Source organism: uncultured Campylobacter sp., assembly GCF_938030785.1.
Classification (GTDB): domain Bacteria; phylum Campylobacterota; class Campylobacteria; order Campylobacterales; family Campylobacteraceae; genus Campylobacter_B.
Genome location: NZ_CALHIK010000134.1, coordinates 24,794 through 47,228, shown reverse-complemented (window position 1 = coordinate 47,228; position 22,435 = coordinate 24,794). Strand labels below are relative to the sequence as shown.

Sequence of the window (22,435 nt, the reverse complement as noted above, 5' to 3'; positions counted from 1 at the left end):
CGCATGAGCGAACCGATTAGGATGTGCGTTATTTGCAAGGGGCGCTTCGCCAAGCGCGAACTCCACGCCTTTTTGCAAAATTTTAAAAATATAAGCTCAAACAGACAATTTTATATTTGCGACGGTTGCATAAATCAAAAAGAGAAAATTTCAAAATATCTATCTAAATTTGCGTCTAGCGCAGATTTGGGACATATCAAGGAGAGGGTTTTAAATGGGTGTTCTGATTAAAGATATCGCGGACGAGCTTGGATACGCAAGCAAAGAGATAATCGAAAAAGCGCAGGAGATGGGCTTTAAAAAGGTAAAAACCGCGTCGAATAAAGTAAGCGAGGAAGAAGCTACCGCTATTTACAATTATATCCAGACGGGAATTTTGCCGGGGAAGAAGTCAAAGCCCGCAAAGAAAAGCTCCGAAAAAGCGCAAGAAGACGAGAGTAAGCCCGCCAAAAAACATAGCGAAACTAAAAAAACCGCTAAAAAAGAGAGCCCTAAAAAGGCGGAAAGCTTAAAAGCTTCCGAATCCAAAGAGCCCGCACAGAGCGCCAAAGAGCCTAGCGATGAAAAAGCGCGGACGCAAGAGCCCGAGGCGAAAACCGAAAAAGCCCAAAATCAAAAAGAAGAAATTTCCTCCGCTGCGCAGGATAAAGAGGAGAAGCAAAATACCGCTTCAAAGCCTGCTCCGGTGCAGATAAACAGCGGCGATAGCATCGCTAGCGAGAGCTTGCAAAAGCGCCGCGGTCTAGTCATTGTCAAAAAGAAGAAAGAAGTTCAAACTCCGACACAAGAAAGAATCGAGCCTAGGCGCGAAAAGATGAGCGCGAGCTTGGAGGCGATCTTTTCAAACGCCGAACTAAATTTGAAAAAGAAAAAGATCGAAAAGAAAAAAGCTCCCGCTGCCAAAAAAGAGGACGCCCTTAAAATCGACATTATCCCAGATCATGAGATGGCCGATATCGTCATCGAGGACGAGGACGTCGTGGTAATGCCAGATTTCACCGTCAAACCGATCCAGACCGAAAACCGCACTAAAAATAAAAACCAGCCCAATATCTACCGAACCTCTCAGAGTCAGATGTTCGGCGGCGAGGGTGGCATAAGTCGCGGCGGTCGCAAAAAGCATAAAAAAGCCCCTCGCGAGCGCGATAGCGAAAGCGTGAGCTCGGTAAATATCCCGAAAGAGATCCGCGTTTACGAGTTTGCCGACAAGATCAAAAAGCAGCCTAGCGAGATCATCGGCAAGCTATTTGCGCTTGGGATGATGACTACGAAAAACGACTTTTTGGACGAGGACGCGATAGAAATTTTAGCAAGCGAGTTTGGCATCGAGGTAAATATCGTCGATGAGGCGCAGGAGTTTGACTACATCAAAGCTTACGAGGATAGTGAAGGTGAAGAAAATTTAATCGCCAGAGCGCCGGTTATTACCATTATGGGGCACGTCGATCACGGCAAAACGAGCCTGCTCGATTACATCCGAAACTCTCGCGTCGCAAGCGGCGAAGCGGGCGGTATCACGCAGCACGTAGGCGCGTATATGGTCGAGAAAAACGGCAGGAAGATCACCTTCATCGACACTCCGGGCCATGAGGCCTTTACTTCGATGCGCGCGCGCGGAGCCGAGGTTACCGATATCGTAATCATCGTAGTGGCTGCAGACGACGGCGTCAAGCCTCAAACCAAAGAGGCCATAGCTCACGCCAAGGCTGCAAACGTGCCCATCATCATCGCGATAAATAAAATGGACAAACCCTCCGCAAATCCCGATCTCGTAAAAACGGGGCTTGCAGAGCTTGACATCATGCCTACCGAGTGGGGCGGCAGCTATGAGTTCGTGCCGATCTCCGCAAAAACTGGCGACGGAATTGAAAATTTATTAGAGATCGTGCTTTTGCAAGCCGATCTTTTGGAACTTAAAGCCGATCCTAGCAAGCAGGCTAAGGCAACCATCATCGAAAGCTCCCTGCAAAAAGGGCGCGGCGCGGTTGCTACCGTCATCGTGCAAAACGGCACCCTGCATGTCGGAGACACCGTCGTAGCGGGCATCGCATACGGCAAGGTGCGTGCGCTTAGCGACGATAAGGGTAGGGCGCTAAAGCAAATTTTGCCGGGCGAATGCGGCGTCATCATAGGCCTTAGCGAGGTTCCGGGCGCGGGCGAGACGCTGATCGGCGTTTCAAGCGATAAGGAAGCGCGCGAGTATGCGAGCAAAATTTACGAGCATCAGCGCCAAAAAGAGCTTAGCAAATCGACCAAGGTCACCATTGACGAGCTAAGCGCCAAGATCGCCGAGGGCTCGCTAAAAAGCCTTCCTGTGATTGTCAAGGCCGACGTCGCAGGCTCGCTGGAAGCTATCAAAGCAAGCCTTGAGAAGCTCCGCAACGACGAAGTCAAGGTCGATATCATCCACAGCGGCATCGGCGGTATCACGCAAAACGACATCGCCTTGGCAAGCGCCAGCGAAAACTGCGTGATCTTGGGCTTCAACGTCCGTCCTACGGGCGAGATCAAAGAGCTTGCCAAAGAGCGCGGCGCGCAGATTAAGACCTACAACGTCATTTATAATCTAATCGACGATATCAAGGCGCTTTTGAGCGGCCTTATGAGCCCGATCATCAGCGAGGAGGCCTTGGGTCAAGCCGAGATCCGCCAGGTCATCAACGTGCCTAAGATCGGGCAGATCGCGGGCTGTATGGTTACCGACGGCCTTATCGCTCGCGGCGCAAAGATCCGTGTCATCAGAGAGGGAGTCATCGTTTTCGAAGGCAATGTCAGCTCGCTCAAGCGCTTCAAAGACGACGCCAAAGAGGTCGCCAAGGGCTTCGAGTGCGGCGTAGGCATCGAGGGCTACGATGATATGCGCGTGGGCGATTTCATCGAAAGCTACAAGCAAAAAGAGGAGCAGGCTACGATCGACTAATGCTCGCGGAATTCCGCGTGGGCATTCGCTTCGTTTGCACGGCTTGCGGCTAAATTTTAAGCTTCGATCGCGCTTTGAAATTTTATGCTCGCAGAATTTGGGCGTAAAATTTCGCTTTTTAAATTTAGCGACGGAGCGCGTGAGCAAGGCTTTAAATTTTGTCGGTTTCTGCGCGAGGCTTTGCCGCATAGCGTCAATTTTAAAATTTTAATGTTTTAGATTTTTCTTGCAGCGCGGCTTTGCGATCAAATTTTAAATTTACGCCGCTTGCTGATCGCGGATTTTCCATGCGACTTAAATTTTTAAATTTAATCGCAAAGTTGAAATTTTAAAGCGGTAAAATTTAGCTTTCGTGTAGCATCGAAGCGTTTTTAAAATTTAAGATAAATTTCGAAGCGGCGCAGTGTGCGGCAAAACAGCGACGCGGAGGATAGCGCTGTGCAAGCGACGCAAAATAAAGCCGCAACGGCGCGCGGGTGCTATTGGGCAGCGCCAAGACAGGCAGTGCGCAGCGAATATAACGCGTCGTGGCGAGCAGAGCACGGCGCAGAATAGAACTGCGCCTTGCGCGGAAATATTTATGCGGTAGCGGTGTGGCTATGCGACGAGCTTTCGTACGCGAGCCATGAAATTATATGTGATCTGCGTTTTAAATTTAAGCGCGAAGCGCGCGGGCTAAAATTTAAAAGCAAAATTTCAAAGCAGGGCTTGTGCCTTTTAAAATTCAAGAGCGAAATTTTAAAAGGTGCGGCGCCGCTCGCAGTGTCTGCGCGCAGTAAACCGCTCAGAATTTAAATAGACGCTCTGGCGCGACGCAAACCGCGTCAAATTTAAACAGACCGCGTCGCCGCAGGACGGATATTTCGCCGCGCTGAAGTGAAATAGAATTCCGCGTCGCCATGCCGAAGCGAGATAAAATTCTGCGTTGTCGCCGCGCCGAAACGAAATAAAATTCCGTGCCGCCGCGAGACGGACGCGAGATAAAATTCCGCAGCGGAGCAATAAAATTCCACGCCGTATAATCTACGGCGATTTAAGATAGCGAGGTAAAGATGAACCCGATCGAACTCAGAAGACTTCGCACGCAAAGCGTGCTAAAGCAGCTCATCCCCGAAGCGCTCGCGAGCCTTGAGGACGAGCTTTTGCGCGGGCTGTGCGTCACCGACGTGGAGTGCAAGCGCGGGCGCTACGACGCGTTTGTATATCTGGATAAAAACGCCTTCGACGAGCGCGAGCAGGAATTCGTGCTCGAAAAGCTCGGCCGCGTGGCTAGATATTTGCAAAATTTCTGCGCCGAGGCGGAGGGCTGGTACCGCTGCCCCGCGTTTCACTTCAAATTTGACGACCGCTTGGAGTATCAAAACAAAATGGACGATCTTTTCGACAAAATAGAGGAGGAGCTGCGCAAAAATGGTTGATTTAGAGGCTTTGGCGCGCGAATGCGGCGTGCAGCTTTACGACGTGGAGACGGTGAGCGAAAACGGCAGGACGATCTACCGCATCAGCATCACGAAAGCAGGCGGCGTAGGCCTGGACGACTGCGAGCGGTTATCGCGGCTACTTTCGCCGATTTACGACGTGGAGCCGCCGCTTGAGGGTGAGTGGACGCTGGAGGTCGGCTCGCCCGGGCTTGAGCGCAAGCTAAGCAAGCCGCAGCATTTCGCAAACTCCGCGGGCGAGCTGGTGCGCCTAAGCCGCACGGACGGGCAGAAGCTAAGCGGCGAGGTGCTTGGCTGCGAAGGCGGCGTGCTTAGACTGCGCACGGACGGCGGCGAGGTAAGCGTGCGACTTGACGAGATCAAAAAGGCGCGAACCTACGTGCAGTGGTAGCGGCGCGGATTTTAAAGCCCAGCGCGCAGATTTGAAATTTTGCGAATGAAGCTTTAAAATTTACCGCGCGGGATTTATGAGTTTGAAATTTCAGCTCCGAATTTTGAGGTTTAAATTTTAAAATTGCTTTTGAAATTTACAGCTCCCGATTGCTTTTGGCAGCTCCTTGTTACTCTTGATCTCTCGCGGCGCTCGGCGCAGAATTTTAAAATTCCGGTGCCGCTTTGCTTGTTTTGAAATTTTATGTTACGCCGATAAAAGGTAATTTTCCGCGCTACTAGGCGGCGCTTTGAAATTTCACACTGCGCCGCTAAAAGATAAGTTTTGCGCGACGCTTGCGCGACGCTTGCGCGTTGCTTTGGAATTTTACGTCGCGCCCGAAAGCGGCTAAATTTAAAATTTACGCGCCGTTTTGGGTGCGGTAAAATTCCAAACCTTTTGCTGCAAAGTAGAATTCTAAATTTTACGTTTTATCGTAAATTTAGATTTTATCGCCCGCGACAAATACTGCGCCCGTGAATTTTGCAGCGCCTGTATTGCGAATTATGCCCCAGTATCTATTTGCAAACACGGCTTAATCGCAAATCGGCTAAACAAGCGCGGCGGAGCGGGACAATTTAAATTTTGGATCTTTTATGAACGACGAATTTTACATGGATTTGGCGCTGCGGGCTGCGTGGCGCTATCAGGCCTTGACGCTACCAAACCCCGCCGTGGGCTGCCTGCTGCTGGATAAGGGCGGCAGAGTTCTAGGCATAGGCGCGCACAAAAAGGCGGGATTTTTACACGCCGAGGCAAACGCCGTTTTCGCCGCGCTGTGCGATCTGGACGCAAATTTCGCGCGGGATTTCGCTCGCGAATACGCCCGCAAATTCGGCGTTAAATTTCAAAACCTAGAAGCCCTAAAAAGCGCGCTTTTGCAGCCGAGCTTCACTTACGATTTTATCTTAAACCGACACGGCGGGCTTTTGCGCGGCGCTTGCGCCTACGTCACGCTCGAGCCCTGCGCGCACCGCGGTAAGACCCCGTCTTGCGCCGAGCTTTTGGCGCAGCTCGGGCTATCGCGCGTGGTAATCGGCGCGCGCGATACGAATGCGCAGGCTGCGGGCGGTGCGGAAATTTTACGCCGTGGGGGCATAGAGGTGAAATTTGACGTTTGCCGTGCCGCGGCAGCAGAGCTTGCGGAGCCGTTTTATCTGGCGCGCGCGAGCGGCTTTTGCTTCATCAAAATCAACGCCACGCTAAACGGCGCGGTGCATGGGCGGATCGGCAGCGAGAAGCAGCGCGCGTTCGTGCACGAGCTGCGCGGCGTGTGCGATTACGTAGGCGTGGGCGGACAAACCGTGCGCGCCGACAGACCGACGCTGGACGTGCGTGCGGCTAAATTTGACGAAATTAGCACTTTGGCAGGCAGAGCCGATATGCTGGTGCTAGACGTGCGTGCCGCGCCGCAAAATCTAAAGCCGCGCGCACCCGACGTTTGGATATACTCGCGCCGCGCACTTTCGGATTTTGATGCGAGCATTCCGCTTTTCGGCGTCGAAGGGCGCAAGATAGAGGTCTCGCGCTCGCTGCCCGCGGGCGCGAAAATCACGATGATAGAGGCGGGGGCGAGTTCGTTTGACGAGTTCGCGCAGTTTGCAAGCCACGCGCTTATTTTTTACGGCGCGCAGATGAGGGACGCGGGAAATTTTAGAGCAAATGCCGCGCTACAGCCGCTTTTTATATCTCGCGCGGGCGATCCGCACCTGGAAGCGAACGAATTCTACGGCTGGTTTAAAATTTTAAAATAAAAATCACAAAAGCTTCGCTATTATCGGTATAAGAATCAGCAGCGCTACTATTATTATAATGACCAATAGCGCCTTGTCTATGTTGTATTTTCTTGCCGTAGATTTTGTCGTTGGGCTGCAATTTTGCAAGAAAGCCCCGAGCCTGTATCCGCTGATATGAAATAACCAAGCGGTCCAAATCGATCCGAGGGATAGACACATCGCCGCAAATGCAATTTCTGATTTATTTAATATCATTATGCCGACGATCATAAATAAAGATAGCAGACTAACGATAATCACGCCTATCGTCGCAAAGGCGATGAAAAATATAAAATTTAGCTTGCAATCGATGCCTAAAATGCGAAAGTCTATAATTTTATCAGCGATATAAAATGCTGAAATTATCGTTAGGATAGCTTTTACGACCTCGGTGCCCAAGGAAGCGTAGGGTAATAGCGATGCGCCAAAAACTGCATTCGATATGATGCTTACGTGCGATAAAGTAAAGCCGAGCGAGAATGAAAATATGCCCGTCAGTAAGATGCCCAGAAGTAATTTGTAGAAATATATTTTCATACGCAATCCTTAAAATTCTGCGAAATTATACGAAACAACGGCTTAAAATTTTAATCGTAAATTTAGCGTAAACTTTGAAATTTCTCACGTATGCCGCAGGCAACGACACAGAGCGAATATAAAAAACAGATATATGCCGCAAGCGGAACAAAAGCGACAAATCCCGAAGCATAAATTAGGGCGCTTAACCCGTATGTCGCATTTGCTAGTGCCGGTATATGATAAGTCCAAAGCTCGGGCTTTTCAAAAGGGGTGTCGATAGCGTTAAAATACAAAGCTAAATTTACGACAAGCAGTAGAAAAAATATATAGTTCTTTTTCATAAAAGGAAAAGCGGCGCAAACCAAGACTACCATCAAATTTAATACGATAAGAAAACCTATGTAATTAATATCTATAAAGACGCAAAGTAAGCCTAAAATCGCGATTAATATATCTCTTTTCATAACCGATTGCCGTCCTTTTAATTCCTGTAATTATAATGCGTAGGTTTAAATTTTGATAAAAAGTATTCCGTGCTTAAAATTTCATCGCGCCGTGCGGGCGATTTACGCCTATGAAATTTACGCTTACGGACGAAATTTAAACGGTGCGCTTAGCTTTATTTAGATTCAAAAACGATAAAGTTTAACCATATTATTACGCCTATAAGCAATAAAATAGACGATAGTGTTTCGTTGGCATTCCAGCGCCTTTTTAGACTAACGATTTGTAAAAATTTACCGAGCTCGTAATCGCTTTTGCGAAATGAAAATGCCGTGGAATAGGTGCCTATGAATAATATCACGGCGGATAATATCGCTACTAATTTTTTATCCAGATCCAGACCGAATAGCATAAAACCGAATACTATGATATAAGTAACGGCGGTAAGCGCTAGAATTCCTATCGTCGCAAAGGCGATGAAAAATATAAAATTTAGCTTACGATCGACCCCTTTGACGTAAAAATCGCTCAAACTGCTACTGATGTAAAAGGCAAATAGCTCAAGAATCGCCGTCGTAAAAGGCAGGCGAATATCGCCCGGAAATAAAAAATATCCCTTCAAAAGGCTCATAAGATCGATATTTGAAATATTTTCAATATGCCACGAAACAACGTAAAATGAAATCACAAAAATAGCCAAAAAGACGTTGCCCAAAAAGAACTTGTAAATTAGGTATTTTATGTTTTTGCGCACCTTGGCTCCCTGAAATTTCGCGAGATTATACGTCAAATTTGCTTTTAACAGACTCAAATCGGTAGGAAAATAATGAGTGAAATTTAGGTAAATTTTGAGAGTAGTTTAAATTTGCAGCTCGATTTGCAGCTCAATTCGCGGCACGGAATTTTAAAATTTATTGGCGCGAATCGCTTGGCTAAATTTAAAAGGCGGCGTGCGTGCGTCATTTTAGCGCTATTAGAATAGATAGTGTTTGGCTAATTTAAACCATTCCAAGTTTCTGCCAAATTTCGCCGCAATTGCTAGACTGCCGTTCTCGTCAAATTTGAAAATTCCACAAACGTGTATAGGCGCCGTTTTGAATGATGCAGCGACCTGCTGCGTAAAATTCTACTATTTTACGCGTACAGCGCCTGATTTTTAAATGGCGTCCGCGGGGCGAAATTTTAAAATTCCACCATACGAAAGGATTTAAAATTTTACAACGAGCGTAAAATTTTTAAAATTCCGAAATTCCACGGCGCGGGCAAAATTTAAAATTTCAGATCAAGCAAAATTTTAAATTCCAAATCAAGCCAAATTTTATATTTCAGATCAAGCAAAATTCCAAATCCAAAATTTAATGACTATGCCCCAAGTGCTCGTCGCTTGATCTTACTTCGCAGATTAGCTCGTCGGCGCAGTCATTTTCACTGCTTTCAAGCTGTAGCGTCGTGTGCGTGATGCCCAGATGCTCCATTTCGTGCGATATTTCGCGCAAGATCTGCTCCGCTTCGCGCACGCTCAGCTCGCCGCTAACTACGATGTGGGCCGTTAGCGCATTTGCGCCGCTCGTGATGCTCCAGACGTGCAGGTCGTGCACCGAGAGCACTCCGTCCACGCCTCTGATCTGTGCGACGAGCCCGTCTAGGCTCACGCTTTTTGGCGAGCCCTCCATCAGGATGTTTAGGCTCTCTTTTAGCACGCCCCAGCCGCTTTTTACGATGAGCGCGGCCACGAGCAGGCTAGCCGCCGCGTCCGCCCAGCCCCAGCCAAAGCACATCATCAGCACAGCCGCCGCGATCGCGCCCACCGAACCCGCAGCGTCGCCCAGCACGTGCAGGTAGGCGCCGCGCATATTGACGTTTTCTCTCACGTCGCCACCGCGCAGCATGTAAAGCGCCACGACGATGTTTACGGCAAGACCCAGCGTGCTGATGGCGAGCATGCCCGCGGTGGCTACTTCGGGCGGGTTTTGCAGGCGCCGCGCCGCCTCGATGACGATAAAAACAGCGATGACTATGAGTGTGACGGCGTTTATCGTCGCGGCTAAAATTTCGATCCGCCTATAGCCGAAGGTCTTTTGCAGATTGCCCTTGCGTTCGCCGAATTTAAACGCAAATAGCGAAAGCCCGAGCGCTGCGGCGTCTGAGAGCATATGCCCGGCGTCTGAGAGCAGGGCGAGCGAGTTCGTCGCGAAGCCGCCCGCGACCTCGACCAGCATAAAAGCGGAGATTATAAGGAAGGAATTTCTCAAAACGACCTTGTTTGACGTGTGCGAATGCGCGCAATGGGCGTGTTTTTCGTGCATTTTGACCTCGTTTTTCGGGAAATTTTAGATACATTATACCTCAAAAAAGCGCCTAAATTTTATCTATTTTACATTCTAGCTCGATGTTTACGCGCTTGCCGATGTCTTTTAGCTTGCTAAACTCCTCTATCAGCCTCGGTGTGTCGCTGGGGCTGATCGTAAGCCTTCTAAATGCGCTATTTTGCATAAAATTCTTTTGTTTAAAATCGCGCGGATTTTAGCTGATTTTAAAATTTGCACTAAATTTTGCGAAATTTTTGCTGTAACTCTTGACATTACAACAAAATTTTATTATACTTCGTTCATCAGTTGTAAGTTATAGCATTACAACAAAAATCTAAGGAGACGAAGATGTCAAACTACAAGATCCTTTCAACGAAAAACGAACCCAGAGTCGAGCTAAAAGACGCTCTAAATTTAAGCGGCTGCGAGCTCTCTATCAACGAGCTTCCCGCAAACGTGAGCGTGCCTTTCGTGCATTCGCACAAGCAAAACGAGGAGCTTTACTTGGTGCTAAAAGGCGGCGGCACGCTTTTTATCGACGGCGAGGAGAAGGCGGTCAGCGAGGGCGACGCGATCCGCATCGATCCGGACGGCAAAAGGTGCTTTAAGGCGGGCGCGCAGGGGATGAGGTTTATCTGTATCCAGACCAAACGCGGCAGCCTGGAGCAGTACACTAACGGCGACGGCGTGATAAACGACGATGTAAAGCCAAGCTGGCTGTAAATTTACGCAGAAATAAAAACAAATCAAATTTAAAGGAGAAACAATGAAAGTAGCAATCATCGGAGCAAACGGAAAATCAGGTTCAAATTTGGTGCAAGAAGCCCTAAAGCAAGGGCATGACGTAACGGCTATCGTGCGAAACAAAGGGTATAAAAATGGCGACGTAAAAGTCGTTTATAAAGACGTTTTTGAGCTTAGCAAAGCCGATTTGGAAGGCTTTGACGCCGTTATTAGCGCATTTGCGGCATGACGCCCGAAACATTTGGGCTTCATAAAAAGGTAGCAAAACACCTAGCAGACGCGCTTAGCGGTACAAAAACAAGGCTACTAGTCATCGGCGGCGCAGGTACGCTATATGTGGACGATAAAGGCACTATGGCTATGGATACGTCTGACTTCCCGCCTGAGTATATGGGCGTGGCAAGGGCTACGGCGGAGTCGTTTTTTGAGCTAAAAGGCAGAACCGATGTGCTCTGGACCTACGTCTCGCCTGCCGGAGACTATGACGCAAACGGCGCTCGCACGGGCAAATATGTCCTTGGCGGCGATAATCTAATACTAAACTCCAAAAACGAGAGCTACATCAGCTACGCAGACCTCGCGCTCGCGGTCATAGACGAGCTAAAAAACGGCGCTTTCGTGCAAAAGCGCTTTACCGCCGTCGGCGAGAGAGCGTGAGCTTAAAATTTTGCATAATTTAGCTAAAATAACGCCGCACGAAACTAACGTGCGGTTTTAAATTTAAATCAAGGCCGGTTATGCAAATAGGTATCAAATTTTCACTCGCCGTTCACATCATGCTTTGCGTCGCGTATTTTCGCGAGGAGAAGGTCACGGGCGATTTCGTCGCCGCAAGCTCGGGGATAAACCCCGCCATCGCGCGCAAGCTAATCTCGCAGCTAAAAAACGCGGACTTGGTGCTCACGACCGCGGGCGTGGGCGGCATCACGCTAGCTCGCGACGTGCGGCTCATCACGCTTTTAGACATTTACGAGGCGGTGAGCGAGGAGGACGCGATGTTTCGCCTGCACAAAGGCTCGCCGCGCGCCTGCCCCGTGGGCGGCAAGATCGAGGCGGTACTCGCGCCGCGATTTGCTCGTATTCAGAATGATTTTAAAAAGTCCTTATCAAGCGTAAGCTTGGCGGATCTTTTGAGCGATCTAGAATAAAGCTAATTAAAATTCTAAATACGCATTTATCTTCTAAACTTGCTCAAATTTCAAGGCTTGCGGGCTAAATTTATATAAAATTTTACCCGCCCGCCATGTAAAATTTCGATTTAATTTAATCTGGGCTATAATGCGCTCCAAAATAGCAAAATGACGTTTTGTTAAAGAGGAGGGAAATTTTGAAAAGCTTTAAACTTCGGTTTATTTATGCTATCTGCGCTGTAGTCGTATGCGCGCTGTATCTGCTAGCCGAAAGATCGGGTCTTACGGAGCGTAAACAAACCCATTTTACCGTTACTGCCGATACTAATGTTTCCAAAGTGCCAGGTCTTAGCAAATACGTAAGCCAAGAAGAGGTCGATAGCTTTGCGTTTCGCTACTGGGATATTGATGATGAGGCGGAATATACGAATTCTCATTGGGAAGAAAACGCTACTTTAAAAAAGCTTCGGCTTATGCTAAAGGCTAAAGATACTAACGGCGTTTTAAGCTTCTTAAAAGACAATAATCTAAGCGTAAATTTACAGATGCATGCAGGCACTAGCCCGCTTATTTATAGCGCGTTTTACGACGATGAAAATACCGCTAAAGAGCTTATAAAGCTAGGGGCGGATATGAGGCATAAGGACAGATATAAACTTAGTCCGCTAGCCTATGCGATAGAAAACAACTCCACCAAAACGGCAAAACTATTACTAGATAACGGGGTTAAATTTGAAGAGGTGAAGGCGGTGCAGTGGTATTTGGACTGTCCAATATATAAAACCAGTAGCCCGATTTTAGTCGACAATGGCAAGGCTTATATAAAATTGGATAAGGATGCTTGCGTTTTTAGAACTGGACCCAAAGGAGATATTGACCCCTTATATTATTTGATTACAAATGGTTTTTCAAAAATGATAGAAATAATCTTAGATCACGGATATAAGCCCCAATTGAGTGATCAGAAGTACGATTACATATATATTGTAAGTGATGCTAAAAATTCTATTTTGCCAAGGTCGTATTATATTCTTTTAAATTCAACTCCTAACTATGAGCCTGTATTAGATATTTTATTGAAATATAATGTAATAGGGCAGCCTACGCAGGAGGAATTGGATCTCGCTTACGAACACTGCATTACGTATTATCTGGATAGCTTAGGCAAGAAATGGGTTTATATATTTCATATGAGAGATTATCGAAAAGGAGAGAAAATTTTAGGCGGATATGGAACCGCGATAAATGAAAGGGTAGCAAAACAGCACGAAGAGGAACGCAAGAATTTCCCGTTTGGCGACCCGAAACCTGAAAAAAGCATTCAAATCACGCCCGATCCGATAATACTCAATTATTACGATACCGCCGTAAGAGAGTATGGCAGATATTGCGGCGATGAGAAATTAACGAATTTGAAAGAAGAGGATATAAAAACCGAAAAAGAATTTGATAGTTTAAGAGCTCGGTTTAGAGATAGAAATGTCACATTTCCTGACACAAAAGCAGCTATAGCATACCTTAATTTTGCAGAAAAATATAACTTAGTTTTAAATAGCAAGAGCCGCAATAAGTTAATGATTAAATATAACGGCAATCAGATGCTTTTCAATGAATATGTAAAAAATCTACAAGATAAGATAGACAAATCTCAAGGAGTGAAAAAATGAGTACTAAATTTTATAAGACTAGGAATTTAAAATATAGTTTATAAAATTCTAAAATTTCGATAGCTTAAATATAGTGAAAAAGTAATGGCTAAATTTTGTCTGGAATTTAACCATTGCCACAATTCTGTATCTTGTATGAAAGATTTCGCTTGCCATATGTTCGAAGATGTGTAAGATGAATTAAGTTATAAATTTCTCACTGAAATAGCGGTTGTATCTTGAATTTATCCGTCCACAAATCAAAATTTACAGCCTTATCTTCCTAACTTCCAGCTCGCCGCCAAAAAAGTTCGCGTAGTAAAGCAGGTCTTTTTCGACCTCAAGCCCCGCCAGATAACGCAGAGCGAGGTTTGCCTCAAAGCTCGCCGCAAACATCACGATCGCAGCCGTTATGCCCGCAGGCGTCGCGTTTAGGCTCGGGAAAAATTTAAAATCCGCATTCTGCACGAAGCAGACTTGGCACTGCCAGCTGTCCACCGACGCGAACACCCATGGTACGCCTATTTGCTTAGCAAAGGCATCGATCTGCGCGCGCGTGGCGAGATTGTCGGTCGCATCCAAAATCAGATCAAATTTCTCGCCCGAGGCGGTCGCGCTAGCGAAAAATTCCTCCGCGCGGCTCTTGTACACCTCTACGCTCACGCCGTCGTAGCGGCTTTCCGCGCGGCTTTTGAAAACATCCGCTTTAAATTTGCCCTCGTCTTCGAGCGTGAATAAAATTTGCCTGTGGATATTGTGAAGCGCCACCGTGTCGAAATCCACGACGCTGATCCGCCCGATGCCGCTTGCGCCGAGTGCGTAAGAAAGGCTGCTTCCAAGCCCGCCCGCGCCGATAATCAGGATGCGCTTGTCCGCAAGCGCGCGCTGCGTCTGCTCGCCCCAAAGCTGGATCTGTCTGTGAAAGTAGTTCATAAAAGCCCCCTGCTGACTAGATTTTTGCGGAATTTCCACAGTCCGCGCGCCGCAGCGATCTCGTCCGCGTCCACTTCGCACATCAGCACGCCCTCTTCGTTTTTCAGCTCGTTTACGATCTCGCCGCCGGGGGTTACGACGAAGCTCTCGCCGTAAAATTTAAACTCGCTATCGCCGAATTTCGCCTCGCCGATGCGGTTGGCACGGATGACGTAGAGCGAGTTCGTAAACGCGCGCATCTTCAAAAGCTCGCGCCAGCGCCCGCCGCTTTCGAAGGTCGAGGCGCACGGCACGAGCACGCAGCCGACGTTTTTTTGCATAAAATAGCGCCAAAATACGTCAAAATGCGCCTCGTAGCCAAAACACACGCCGAATTTTACGCCGCCTTCGCTAAAGATCATCGGCGAAATTTTACCGATTTTGCGGCTTTTGCGGTTGGCGAAAAAGCCCTCCTCGTTCCAGTGCGGATAGTCCATCAGGATATTTTGATCGTAAAATTTCACCTCCGAGGGCGAAAATTTAGCGCAGGATTTCACCCAGATGGGCTCGTTTTCGCTCGCGCAAAAGATCTCCTCTTCGCTTGCGTCTTTTTGGCTTTCTTTGGAATTTAGAGCGTTTGAGGCTTCGGGGGCGCTTTTTAAATTTGAGGTTTTGAAATTTAAAGATTTTGCGCCGCAGGAGCTTAAGCCGCCTTTGGAACTCTGCTCGCTTGCGGAATTTAAAGCGCCTTTAGAATTTGAACCATCGTTGGAATTTAAAGTGCTCTTAGAATTTAGCTCGCCCTTGCAACCGGGCTCGCCTTTAAGACTTAAAGAATTTTCGCTGCCGTGCACGCTCTTTTGAGCCGCGCCGCCGAAGATGCCCGCTTGCCTCAAAATCGCGCCGCTAGCGGCTCTGATTATCGGCGCTACGATATGCAGGTCGTATTTGGCAGCCAGCCGCGCCATCAGCTCCTGCTTGTGTTCGCTCTGTTCGCACGCGATAGAGCGGGGCATCTTTTTAAGCTCGCTAAAGAAGGAATTTAGCTCATATTCGCCCAGCAGCACGATCCGCGCGCCGTTGTCTTTGGCGACCTTCATATAGTAATCGATCCGATTTTCGCTCATCGAAAGCGTCGGTAGTTGCAAAACGCATACGTTTATCATCGTCGCCTCCTAAGCCTGCTCGGGCGCGTTTATTTCGGCAACCTCGAGTTTGGCGTTTTCTAAAATTTCCTTCGCCTCTTTTAGCAGCGCCACACCCTGCTTATACAGCTTCACGCTCTCTTCTAGGCTTAGATCCTTGTCGTTTAGGCTCTTTAAAAGCGCGTTAATCTTCTCCATTTTTTCTTCAAAACTCATCCAAAATCCTTTTTATGATGTAATCAAATTTTTCTATCTCGACCAAAAACGCGTCGTGTCCGTAGTCGCTGTCGATCTGCGCGTAGCTCGCGCGATCCTTTTTGCCCAGATCGCTCATCGCATCGTAAATTTCTTTCATCAGCTCCGGCGGAAAGAGCACGTCGCCTTTGAAAGAGATGAGGTGTAGGCGCGATCTGATCTGCGCGCAGGCGTTTTTGAGATTGCCGTAGTGGCGCGTGCAATCAAATATATTCATCATCTTGGCGATGTAGAGATAGCACAGCGGATCGAACCTGCGCGCGAAATTTTCGCCGTTGTATTCAAGGTAGCGATCCACCTGAAAGCGTCCGTTGATCTCGTAAAGACCGTCGGTTTCGACGTAGTTGCGCCCGAATTTATCCTGCATCGAGCTTGGGCTTAAAAAACTTATATGCCCCGCCATGCGCCCCACCGCCATGCCGTCAAGCCCGCGCTCGGCGATCAGATTTTTATCGTAGTTGCCGTTTTTAAAGCTCGGATCGCGCAAGATGGCCTCGGTCGCGATCTTATTAAACGCGATCGCCCAAGGCTGCGTGGCGTATGTGCTTGCCAGCACGAAAATTTCATCCGCAAATTCCGGATATTCGATCGCGTAGCACAGCGCCTGCATGCCGCCTAGGCTGCCGCCGATAACGGCACGGGCGCGCGAAATACCTAGGCGCTTTAAAAGCATCATCTGCGCGCGCACGACGTCCGAGACGACCACTACCGGAAAGCGCAAGCGGTACTCGCGGCCGCTGCTTTCATCGATATCGAGCGGGCAGGTGGAGCCGAAAGGCGAAGCCAGTATGTTTATGCAGATGACGAAAAATTTCGTCGTATCAACCGCCTTATGATCGCCGATAAGCCCGTCCCACCAGCCGGGCTTGACGTCGCCCTCGTAGAGCCCCGCGGCGTGCGCGGAGCCCGTTAGGGCGTGGCAGATGACGATGACGTTGGATTTATCGGAATTTAGCTCGCCGTAGGTTTCATAGGCGAGCTTGAAGTTGGAAAAGACGCGGCCGCTCTCCAGATAAAGCGGCTCGTCGAAATTTTGAATTTTGCTTTGAAGGATCACTGATTTACTCGGTAATTCGGCGCTTCCTGCGTGATGATGACGTCGTGGACGTGGCTTTCTTTAAGACCTGCGCTCGTGATCTCGACGAATTCCGCCTTTTGCTGAAAGGTCGCGATATCCTTGCTGCCGCAGTATCCCATCGAGCTTCGCAAGCCGCCTAGCAGCTGAAAGATCACGTCTTTTAACATGCCCGCGTAAGGTACGCGCCCCTCGACGCCCTCGGGTACGAGCTTTTCTTTTGCGGTGCCGTCTTGAAAGTAGCGATCCGAGCTTCCCTTCTGCATCGCCGCCAAAGAGCCCATACCGCGGTAGGTTTTGTACTGGCGGCCCTGAAACGTAATGAGCTCGCCCGGGGTTTCGTAGCAGCCCGCAAGCAGGCTTCCCATCATCACCGAGCTTGCGCCCGCAGCTAGAGCTTTGGCGATGTCGCCCGAGTATTTGATGCCGCCGTCTGCGATGATCGGAATTCCAAATTTAGCCGCCTCGATCGCGCAATCGTTGATCGCGGTAAACTGCGGCACGCCCACGCCCGCTACGATACGCGTAGTGCAGATCGAGCCCGGGCCGATACCTACTTTAATCGCGTCCGCTCCTGCGTTTGCGATATCTTTTATGCTGGCGGGGTTTGCGACGTTTCCGACTACTACGTCGACGTCGAAATTTCGCTTCAGCTCCTTAAGCGTGTCGATAATGCCTTTGGAGTGTCCGTGCGCAGAGTCCATCACAAGCGCATCTACGCCCGCTTTGACGAGTGCTTCGGCTCTTTGCAGATGGCCTACGCTAATCGCCGCGGCGACGCGAAGGCGTCCGAATTTGTCTTTATTAGCGCTTGGATATTCGATGCGCTTTTTAAGGTCTTTAATCGTAATAAGCCCCTCTAAATGGCCGTTCGCGTCGATTATCGGAAGTTTTTCTACTTTACTGTTTCTAAAAATTTTCTCCGCGTCATCTAGAGTGCAGCCCTTTGGAGCGGTAATTAGCGGAGCTTTGGTCATCTTCTCGCCTACTAGCGCGGCGGTGTCGGTTTCAAAGCGCAGGTCGCGATTGGTCAAAATCCCAATCAGCACGCCGTTGTCGTCGATGACGGGAATGCCGCTGATATGGTACTCGCCCATCAGATCGAGAGCGTCTTTGATCGTGGCGTCCGCCTTGATCGAGATAGGATCGATTATGACGCCGCTTTCGCTCTTTTTTACGCGGCGAACCATCTTGGCTTGGGAGTCCTCGTCCATATTTTTGTGGATCACGCCGATGCCGCCGAGGCGCGCCATCATTATCGCGGTGCGGTACTCGGTGACCGTATCCATCGCAGCACTCACGAGAGGGGTATTTAGCGTGATATTTTTCGTAAAACTCGTGCTGATATCGACCTCTTTGGGTAAAATTTCAGAATATTGCGGTACCAACAAAACATCCTCGAAGGTCAGAGCCTTTTTGACGATCTTCATACTTATCCTTTCACGATTTTTTCTAAACTCAAGCCGCCGTCCAGCACCGTTTGTTCGTCGTAGGCGCGCCCGATGAGCTGCGCGCTGATATTAAGAGCCTCTTTGTTTTTTGCTACCGGCACGGAGATCGCGGGAACTCCCGCTAAATTTACGCCGATCGTGTAGATGTCGCTAAGATATGCGCGAAGCGGATCGCTAAGCTCGCCGAATTTATACGCTACGCCCGGCGCGATCGGCATAAAGATCAAATCGGCGTCTTTTAAAATTTCCTCATATTCGCTTTTGATGAAGGCTCTTGCCTTCTGCGCTTTGATGTAATACGCGTCGTAGTAGCCGCTGCTTAGCACGAAGGTGCCTAGAAGCATTCTTCTTTTGACCTCGTCGCCGAAGCCTTCGCCGCGAGTGTTGGCGTAGAGCTCTTTTAAATTTAGAGCCTTCGCGCGGTTTCCGTAGCGCACGCCGTCGTAGCGGCTTAAATTTGCGCTAGCCTCGGCGGTTGCGATGATGTAGTAGGTCGCGATGTCGTATTTGGAGCTGCAAAGATCGCGGTAAACGATCTCGTGGCCGAATGATTTTAGCTTTTCTATAGTTAAATTTAGAGCCTCTTTGACCTGCTGCGAGGCCTCGTCCACGTAGTTTTTTATAACGGCGATCTTAAGCTTGCGATCGGCGTTTAGCTTATCCGCGGTGCTTTCGTAAGCGCCCGCGTAGCTCGTGCTATCCATCTCGTCGCGGCCTGCGATGATGTCGTATAAAATCGCTGCATCCTCGACGCTGCGCGTAATCGGTCCTATCTGATCGAGGCTGCTCGAATACGCCGCGAGCCCATAGCGGCTGACCCTGCCGTAGCTCGGCTTAAAGCCTACGCAGCCGCAAAATGCCGCCGGCTGGCGGATCGAGCCGCCCGTATCGCTTCCGAGTGCGGCTACGGCGATATTTGCCGCTACGGCAGCCGCGCTTCCGCCGCTACTGCCGCCGGGTACGCGCGAGTGATCGGTCGGATTTAGAGTTTTGCCGTAGAATGAGCTCTCGGTCGTGCTTCCCATCGCAAACTCGTCCATATTCGTTCGTCCAAACGGCGCCAGGCCGCGCTCGCGTAGCTTTTTGATTACCGTCGCATCGTAAGGCGCGACGTAGCCTTGCAAAATTTTACTCGCCGAGGTGACGCTCCAATCTTTTACCTGAATGTTATCTTTGATCGCGATCGGTACGCCCTCGCCGCTGATGTTTAGAGCCTCGCCCGTGAGCTGCTCGACGTAGGCGCCGAGCTCTTTAGTTTTTAAAATTTTATCCTTTAACTCCGCTCTAAGCGCTGAAATTTCATCCCCGCTCAGCTTTAGAGCCTCTTTCAAACTTATCATCTGCCATCCTTAAATTTATTCACGAAATAGATCCCCACGCCCGTCGCTACGCAGATCAGCGCGATCGTAAAAAATACGAAGCCGAGACTTATGGGGCTAGCGAGCATGCATGACCTTCGCGCAGCGCGGGCAGAGCCCATCAGGCTCTTTTGCGTTAAATTTCCAGCATCTCGGGCATTTGTGCTTCGATGATTTTACAAGGCGGAAAATTTCGTCGTTTATCTTAAACTCCGCCAGAGCCGGCCCGCTTTGCAGAGTGTCCACGTCGCTTACCATGAACCAATCCGCTACGCCTAGGATGTCGTTTGATAAAATTTCGTTCGAGCTCGTCTGCAAAACCAGCTCAAGCGTCGATTTGATGATCTTGTCCTTTTTCAGCGCGTCGATGAGTTCGAAAAATTTCTCCCTCGATCTGATTAAAATTTCGTCGAATTCTATGAAATCGTCAAATTCTACCTGCTTGTAGATCAGATCGAAGACGTCTTCTTTGCCCTCTTTGATGATACTCGGCGCAAACTGCATTACTTCGTCGATCGTGTAGGTTAGCGTAGGCGCGATCAGAGGCAATAGCGCTCGCGTGATTAGCGCGATCGCGCTTTGCGCGCTTCTGCGGCGCGGCTCGTCGGGTGCGTCGCAGTAGAGCCTGTCTTTGCAGATATCAAGATAAATTCCGCTCAGATCGGCGCTTAAGAAATTTAGTAGCTGATTGAAGCCCTTTGAAAAATCGTAGTTTCTAAACGCCGCTTCCGCGCCCGTAAAGGCGTTTGCAGCGCGCGTTAGGATCCAGCGGTCAAGCCGCGTAAAATTACTCGTCTCGATCTCGCCCAGATCGCTGGTGCTTGCGAGCAGAAATCTTATAGTATTTCGGATCTTGCGGTACTGCTCGCTTACCTGCTTAAGGATATTGTCGCTGATCTTTAGATCGGTCGAATAATCGCTCATCGCGACCCAAAGGCGTAAAATTTCAACGCCGTGGCTCTTTGCGACCTCTTGCGGATAGACGACGTTTCCGACGGACTTGCTCATCTTTTGACCCTTCTCATCGACGGTAAATCCGTGAGTGAGTATGCTTTTATACGGCGCGCATTCGTTGATCGCGCAGCTCAGAAGTAATGAACTTTGAAACCAGCCGCGATGTTGGTCGCTGCCCTCAAGATACATATCCGCAGGGAATTTGCCCGCATCGTAAACGCCGCTTTGCAGCACCGCCTTCCACGTCGAGCCGCTCTCAAACCAAACGTCTAAGATATCCATCACCTTTTCTAAATTTTCAGGCTTATAGCCGCTGTCCTGCGGCAAAAGCTCCGAAATTTCCATCTGCCACCAAGCATCCGCGCCTTTGGCTTTAAAAATCTCGTAGATATTATTTAAAATTTTTTCATCAAAAATCGGCTCTTTGGTGCTTTTGTCGCGGAAAAACGCGATCGGCACGCCCCAATCTCTTTGGCGCGAGATACACCAATCGGGGCGGTTTTCTATCATTGAGCTTAGGCGGTTGATGCCGCTTTGCGGATAAAATTTAACTTTCCCGATCTCTTCAAGGGCTACTTGGCGCAGCGTCTTGCCGCTGAGTTTAGGCTCATCCATCGCGATAAACCACTGCTTCGTCGCGCGGTAGATTACCGGCTTGTGCGTGCGCCAGCAGTGCGGATAGGAGTGGACGAATTTACCGGATTTGATAAGCGCGGGACCTAAAAGCTGTAAAATTCTCTCGTTTGCTTTGAAGATATGCATCCCCACGAGCTCATCTACGACGTCTTCGCGGAAAAGTTTTTTAGTTTTAAGGGTTTGATCAAAGCATCCGCCCTCATCCACCGGCATCAGCACTTCGATGCCGTATTTAAGCCCTACGAAATAATCGTCCTCGCCGTGTCCCGGAGCCGTATGCACGAGCCCGGTGCCGCCGTCCATTAAAACGTGTTCGCCGAGGATAAATTTCGAAGCTCTATCATTTAGCGGATTGATTGCGTTTAAGCCCTCAAGCTCGGCGGCTTTAAATTCTTTAACAATCTCGCCCTTGGTGATGCCCAGGCTTACGAGGCTTTCGACCAAAGGTTTAGCAAGGATTAAATTTTCGCTCGTCAGCGCGTAAATTTCATTCGGGTTCAAAGATATTGCGCCGTTTGCGGGCAGCGTCCAAGGCGTGGTCGTCCAGATGACCGCTTTGGCGCCTTTTGCGCCGATTTTAGCGTTCGCTTCACTGCTTAGATCGAACGCCACGAAGATCGAGTAGTCCTCTTTGTCTTTGTATTCGACCTCGGCTTCTGCAAGCGCGCTTTTTGCCGCCCAGCTCCAAAATACGGGCTTACTTCGCTCGATTAAAATTCCTTTTTTCGCGATTTGGCAGAGCGCCTTGTAAATTTCAGCTTCAAATTCAAATTTTAGCGTCAGATACGGATTGTCCCAGTCGCCCAAAATCCCCATATCTTTAAATTCATTGCGCTGCACGTCGATGAACTCTTTGGCATGCTGTCTGCAAAACTCGCGGATCTGCACTTTTGAAAGCGATTTTTTCTGCTCACCTAGTTTAATCTCTACTTGCTGCTCGATCGGCAGGCCGTGGCAGTCCCAGCCCGGCACGTAGCGGATCTCCTCGCCGAAAAAATAATGGGTTTTGGTGATGATGTCTTTTAAAATTTTATTCAGCGCGTGGCCGATGTGGAGGTGTCCGTTGGCATACGGCGGGCCGTCGTGGATATTAAAGCTAACGCTTGCGCCCTTGCGCTTAGCCTTCATCTTTTCGTAAATTTTACGCTCATCGTACCATGCCTTAAACCGCGCAGGCTCGTTCTGCGGCAGTGCGCCTCGCATCGCAAAATCCGTAGTAGGAAGAAAGAGAGTATCTTTGTAGTCCATATTTGTACCTTTTCATGTCTTAAAAAATTTGTGAAGTTTATCCAA

At 49.0% G+C, this 22,435-nt stretch carries 22 protein-coding genes; 10 read left to right on the top strand and 12 right to left on the bottom strand.

The window, feature by feature from the left end; genetic code table 11:
- The first annotated feature begins 3 nt into the window (after positions 1-3).
- From Q0438_RS07720 to ribD, 5 genes are all read left to right on the top strand, one after another.
- Positions 4-231 carry a hypothetical protein gene (locus tag Q0438_RS07720; RefSeq protein ID WP_040304108.1) on the top strand — a complete coding sequence of 76 codons (228 nt, stop codon included), beginning with the start codon at positions 4-6 and terminating at the stop codon, positions 229-231.
- Positions 215-2,920, top strand: a complete 2,706-nt coding sequence (infB, locus tag Q0438_RS07715) for a translation initiation factor IF-2 (RefSeq protein ID WP_299189899.1) — start codon at positions 215-217, stop codon at positions 2,918-2,920. The genes Q0438_RS07720 and infB overlap by 17 nt, the downstream gene beginning before the upstream one ends.
- Before the next feature lie 1,052 nt (positions 2,921-3,972).
- Positions 3,973-4,338, top strand: a complete 366-nt coding sequence (gene rbfA, locus Q0438_RS07710) for a 30S ribosome-binding factor RbfA (RefSeq protein ID WP_291935762.1) — start codon at positions 3,973-3,975, stop codon at positions 4,336-4,338.
- Entirely contained in the window at positions 4,331-4,750 is a 420-nt protein-coding gene (locus Q0438_RS07705; RefSeq protein ID WP_299189898.1) for a ribosome maturation factor RimP, read from the top strand. The genes rbfA and Q0438_RS07705 overlap by 8 nt, the downstream gene beginning before the upstream one ends.
- Positions 4,751-5,385: 635 nt before the next feature.
- Complete coding sequence (gene ribD / locus Q0438_RS07700) at positions 5,386-6,543, top strand: bifunctional diaminohydroxyphosphoribosylaminopyrimidine deaminase/5-amino-6-(5-phosphoribosylamino)uracil reductase RibD (RefSeq protein ID WP_299189897.1); 1,158 nt, start codon at positions 5,386-5,388, stop codon at positions 6,541-6,543.
- 3 nt (positions 6,544-6,546) lie between these two features.
- On the opposite strand, the gene Q0438_RS07695 is transcribed toward ribD, so the two are convergent.
- The 5 genes from Q0438_RS07695 to Q0438_RS07675 all read right to left on the bottom strand — a co-directional run bounded on the left by Q0438_RS07695 (position 6,547) and on the right by Q0438_RS07675 (position 10,020).
- A complete protein-coding gene (locus Q0438_RS07695; protein ID WP_298706082.1) occupies positions 6,547-7,101 on the bottom strand; it encodes a hypothetical protein in 555 nt (184 codons plus the stop codon).
- Positions 7,102-7,163: 62 nt separating this feature from the next.
- Positions 7,164-7,547, bottom strand: coding sequence for a transporter (locus Q0438_RS07690; RefSeq protein ID WP_299189896.1), 384 nt, complete (start codon positions 7,545-7,547; stop codon positions 7,164-7,166).
- Between the two features lie 155 nt (positions 7,548-7,702).
- Complete coding sequence (locus tag Q0438_RS07685; RefSeq protein WP_299189894.1) at positions 7,703-8,281, bottom strand: hypothetical protein; 579 nt, start codon at positions 8,279-8,281, stop codon at positions 7,703-7,705.
- Between the two features lie 601 nt (positions 8,282-8,882).
- Positions 8,883-9,833, bottom strand: a complete 951-nt coding sequence (locus Q0438_RS07680) for a cation diffusion facilitator family transporter (RefSeq protein WP_299189891.1) — start codon at positions 9,831-9,833, stop codon at positions 8,883-8,885.
- A gap of 52 nt (positions 9,834-9,885) precedes the next feature.
- On the bottom strand, positions 9,886-10,020 hold the full coding sequence (locus tag Q0438_RS07675; protein ID WP_299189890.1) for a hypothetical protein: 135 nt from the start codon (positions 10,018-10,020) through the stop codon (positions 9,886-9,888).
- Between the two features lie 164 nt (positions 10,021-10,184).
- Between Q0438_RS07675 and Q0438_RS07670 the strand changes: the two genes are divergently transcribed.
- The 5 genes from Q0438_RS07670 to Q0438_RS07650 all read left to right on the top strand — a co-directional run bounded on the left by Q0438_RS07670 (position 10,185) and on the right by Q0438_RS07650 (position 13,377).
- Positions 10,185-10,559, top strand: coding sequence for a cupin domain-containing protein (locus tag Q0438_RS07670; protein ID WP_299189889.1), 375 nt, complete (start codon positions 10,185-10,187; stop codon positions 10,557-10,559).
- Between the two features lie 43 nt (positions 10,560-10,602).
- Positions 10,603-10,809: an NAD(P)H-binding protein gene (locus tag Q0438_RS07665; RefSeq protein ID WP_299189888.1), complete on the top strand. Its 207-nt coding sequence runs from the start codon at positions 10,603-10,605 to the stop codon at positions 10,807-10,809.
- Positions 10,806-11,237 (top strand): Rrf2 family transcriptional regulator, encoded by a 432-nt coding sequence (locus Q0438_RS07660; protein WP_299189886.1) that lies wholly within the window; start codon positions 10,806-10,808, stop codon positions 11,235-11,237. The genes Q0438_RS07665 and Q0438_RS07660 overlap by 4 nt, the downstream gene beginning before the upstream one ends.
- Before the next feature lie 80 nt (positions 11,238-11,317).
- Complete coding sequence (locus tag Q0438_RS07655; RefSeq protein ID WP_299189884.1) at positions 11,318-11,728, top strand: Rrf2 family transcriptional regulator; 411 nt, start codon at positions 11,318-11,320, stop codon at positions 11,726-11,728.
- Positions 11,729-11,907: 179 nt separating this feature from the next.
- Positions 11,908-13,377, top strand: a complete 1,470-nt coding sequence (locus tag Q0438_RS07650; protein WP_299189882.1) for an ankyrin repeat domain-containing protein — start codon at positions 11,908-11,910, stop codon at positions 13,375-13,377.
- A 246-nt stretch (positions 13,378-13,623) separates the two neighbouring features.
- Here the strand turns inward: Q0438_RS07650 and Q0438_RS07645 are convergent, their stop codons facing one another.
- The 7 genes from Q0438_RS07645 to ileS all read right to left on the bottom strand — a co-directional run bounded on the left by Q0438_RS07645 (position 13,624) and on the right by ileS (position 22,390).
- On the bottom strand, positions 13,624-14,289 hold the full coding sequence (locus Q0438_RS07645; RefSeq protein ID WP_299189880.1) for a ThiF family adenylyltransferase: 666 nt from the start codon (positions 14,287-14,289) through the stop codon (positions 13,624-13,626).
- The gene (locus Q0438_RS07640; RefSeq protein ID WP_299189879.1) at positions 14,286-15,434 is read right to left on the bottom strand and encodes a carbon-nitrogen hydrolase family protein; all 1,149 of its coding nucleotides are present in this window, start codon (positions 15,432-15,434) and stop codon (positions 14,286-14,288) included. Before Q0438_RS07640 ends, Q0438_RS07645 begins: the two co-directional genes overlap by 4 nt.
- Before the next feature lie 9 nt (positions 15,435-15,443).
- Entirely contained in the window at positions 15,444-15,629 is a 186-nt protein-coding gene (xseB, locus tag Q0438_RS07635; RefSeq protein ID WP_005872361.1) for an exodeoxyribonuclease VII small subunit, read from the bottom strand.
- Positions 15,619-16,725: a homoserine O-acetyltransferase gene (locus Q0438_RS07630; RefSeq protein ID WP_299189877.1), complete on the bottom strand. Its 1,107-nt coding sequence runs from the start codon at positions 16,723-16,725 to the stop codon at positions 15,619-15,621. The genes xseB and Q0438_RS07630 overlap by 11 nt, the downstream gene beginning before the upstream one ends.
- Positions 16,722-18,173 carry an IMP dehydrogenase gene (gene guaB, locus Q0438_RS07625; RefSeq protein ID WP_299189875.1) on the bottom strand — a complete coding sequence of 484 codons (1,452 nt, stop codon included), beginning with the start codon at positions 18,171-18,173 and terminating at the stop codon, positions 16,722-16,724. The genes Q0438_RS07630 and guaB overlap by 4 nt, the downstream gene beginning before the upstream one ends.
- A gap of 2 nt (positions 18,174-18,175) precedes the next feature.
- Positions 18,176-19,534 carry an Asp-tRNA(Asn)/Glu-tRNA(Gln) amidotransferase subunit GatA gene (gene gatA / locus Q0438_RS07620; protein ID WP_299189873.1) on the bottom strand — a complete coding sequence of 453 codons (1,359 nt, stop codon included), beginning with the start codon at positions 19,532-19,534 and terminating at the stop codon, positions 18,176-18,178.
- Positions 19,535-19,630: 96 nt separating this feature from the next.
- Positions 19,631-22,390, bottom strand: coding sequence for an isoleucine--tRNA ligase (ileS, locus tag Q0438_RS07615; protein ID WP_299189871.1), 2,760 nt, complete (start codon positions 22,388-22,390; stop codon positions 19,631-19,633).
- Positions 22,391-22,435: the final 45 nt, after the last annotated feature.

Bases quoted from the DNA above. Each gene is read 5' to 3' on its own strand.
- Q0438_RS07720 (WP_040304108.1), top strand. From the start codon at position 4: ATGAGCGAACCGATTAGGATGTGCGTTATTTGCAAGGGGCGCTTCGCC.
- infB (WP_299189899.1), top strand. From the start codon at position 215: ATGGGTGTTCTGATTAAAGATATCGCGGACGAGCTTGGATACGCAAGC.
- rbfA (WP_291935762.1), top strand. From the start codon at position 3,973: ATGAACCCGATCGAACTCAGAAGACTTCGCACGCAAAGCGTGCTAAAG.
- Q0438_RS07705 (WP_299189898.1), top strand. From the start codon at position 4,331: ATGGTTGATTTAGAGGCTTTGGCGCGCGAATGCGGCGTGCAGCTTTAC.
- ribD (WP_299189897.1), top strand. From the start codon at position 5,386: ATGAACGACGAATTTTACATGGATTTGGCGCTGCGGGCTGCGTGGCGC.
- Q0438_RS07695 (WP_298706082.1), bottom strand. From the start codon at position 7,101: ATGAAAATATATTTCTACAAATTACTTCTGGGCATCTTACTGACGGGC.
- Q0438_RS07690 (WP_299189896.1), bottom strand. From the start codon at position 7,547: ATGAAAAGAGATATATTAATCGCGATTTTAGGCTTACTTTGCGTCTTT.
- Q0438_RS07680 (WP_299189891.1), bottom strand. From the start codon at position 9,833: ATGCACGAAAAACACGCCCATTGCGCGCATTCGCACACGTCAAACAAG.
- Q0438_RS07675 (WP_299189890.1), bottom strand. From the start codon at position 10,020: ATGCAAAATAGCGCATTTAGAAGGCTTACGATCAGCCCCAGCGACACA.
- Q0438_RS07670 (WP_299189889.1), top strand. From the start codon at position 10,185: ATGTCAAACTACAAGATCCTTTCAACGAAAAACGAACCCAGAGTCGAG.
- Q0438_RS07665 (WP_299189888.1), top strand. From the start codon at position 10,603: ATGAAAGTAGCAATCATCGGAGCAAACGGAAAATCAGGTTCAAATTTG.
- Q0438_RS07660 (WP_299189886.1), top strand. From the start codon at position 10,806: ATGACGCCCGAAACATTTGGGCTTCATAAAAAGGTAGCAAAACACCTA.
- Q0438_RS07655 (WP_299189884.1), top strand. From the start codon at position 11,318: ATGCAAATAGGTATCAAATTTTCACTCGCCGTTCACATCATGCTTTGC.
- Q0438_RS07645 (WP_299189880.1), bottom strand. From the start codon at position 14,289: ATGAACTACTTTCACAGACAGATCCAGCTTTGGGGCGAGCAGACGCAG.
- Q0438_RS07640 (WP_299189879.1), bottom strand. From the start codon at position 15,434: ATGATAAACGTATGCGTTTTGCAACTACCGACGCTTTCGATGAGCGAA.
- xseB (WP_005872361.1), bottom strand. From the start codon at position 15,629: ATGAGTTTTGAAGAAAAAATGGAGAAGATTAACGCGCTTTTAAAGAGC.
- guaB (WP_299189875.1), bottom strand. From the start codon at position 18,173: ATGAAGATCGTCAAAAAGGCTCTGACCTTCGAGGATGTTTTGTTGGTA.
- gatA (WP_299189873.1), bottom strand. From the start codon at position 19,534: ATGATAAGTTTGAAAGAGGCTCTAAAGCTGAGCGGGGATGAAATTTCA.
- ileS (WP_299189871.1), bottom strand. From the start codon at position 22,390: ATGGACTACAAAGATACTCTCTTTCTTCCTACTACGGATTTTGCGATG.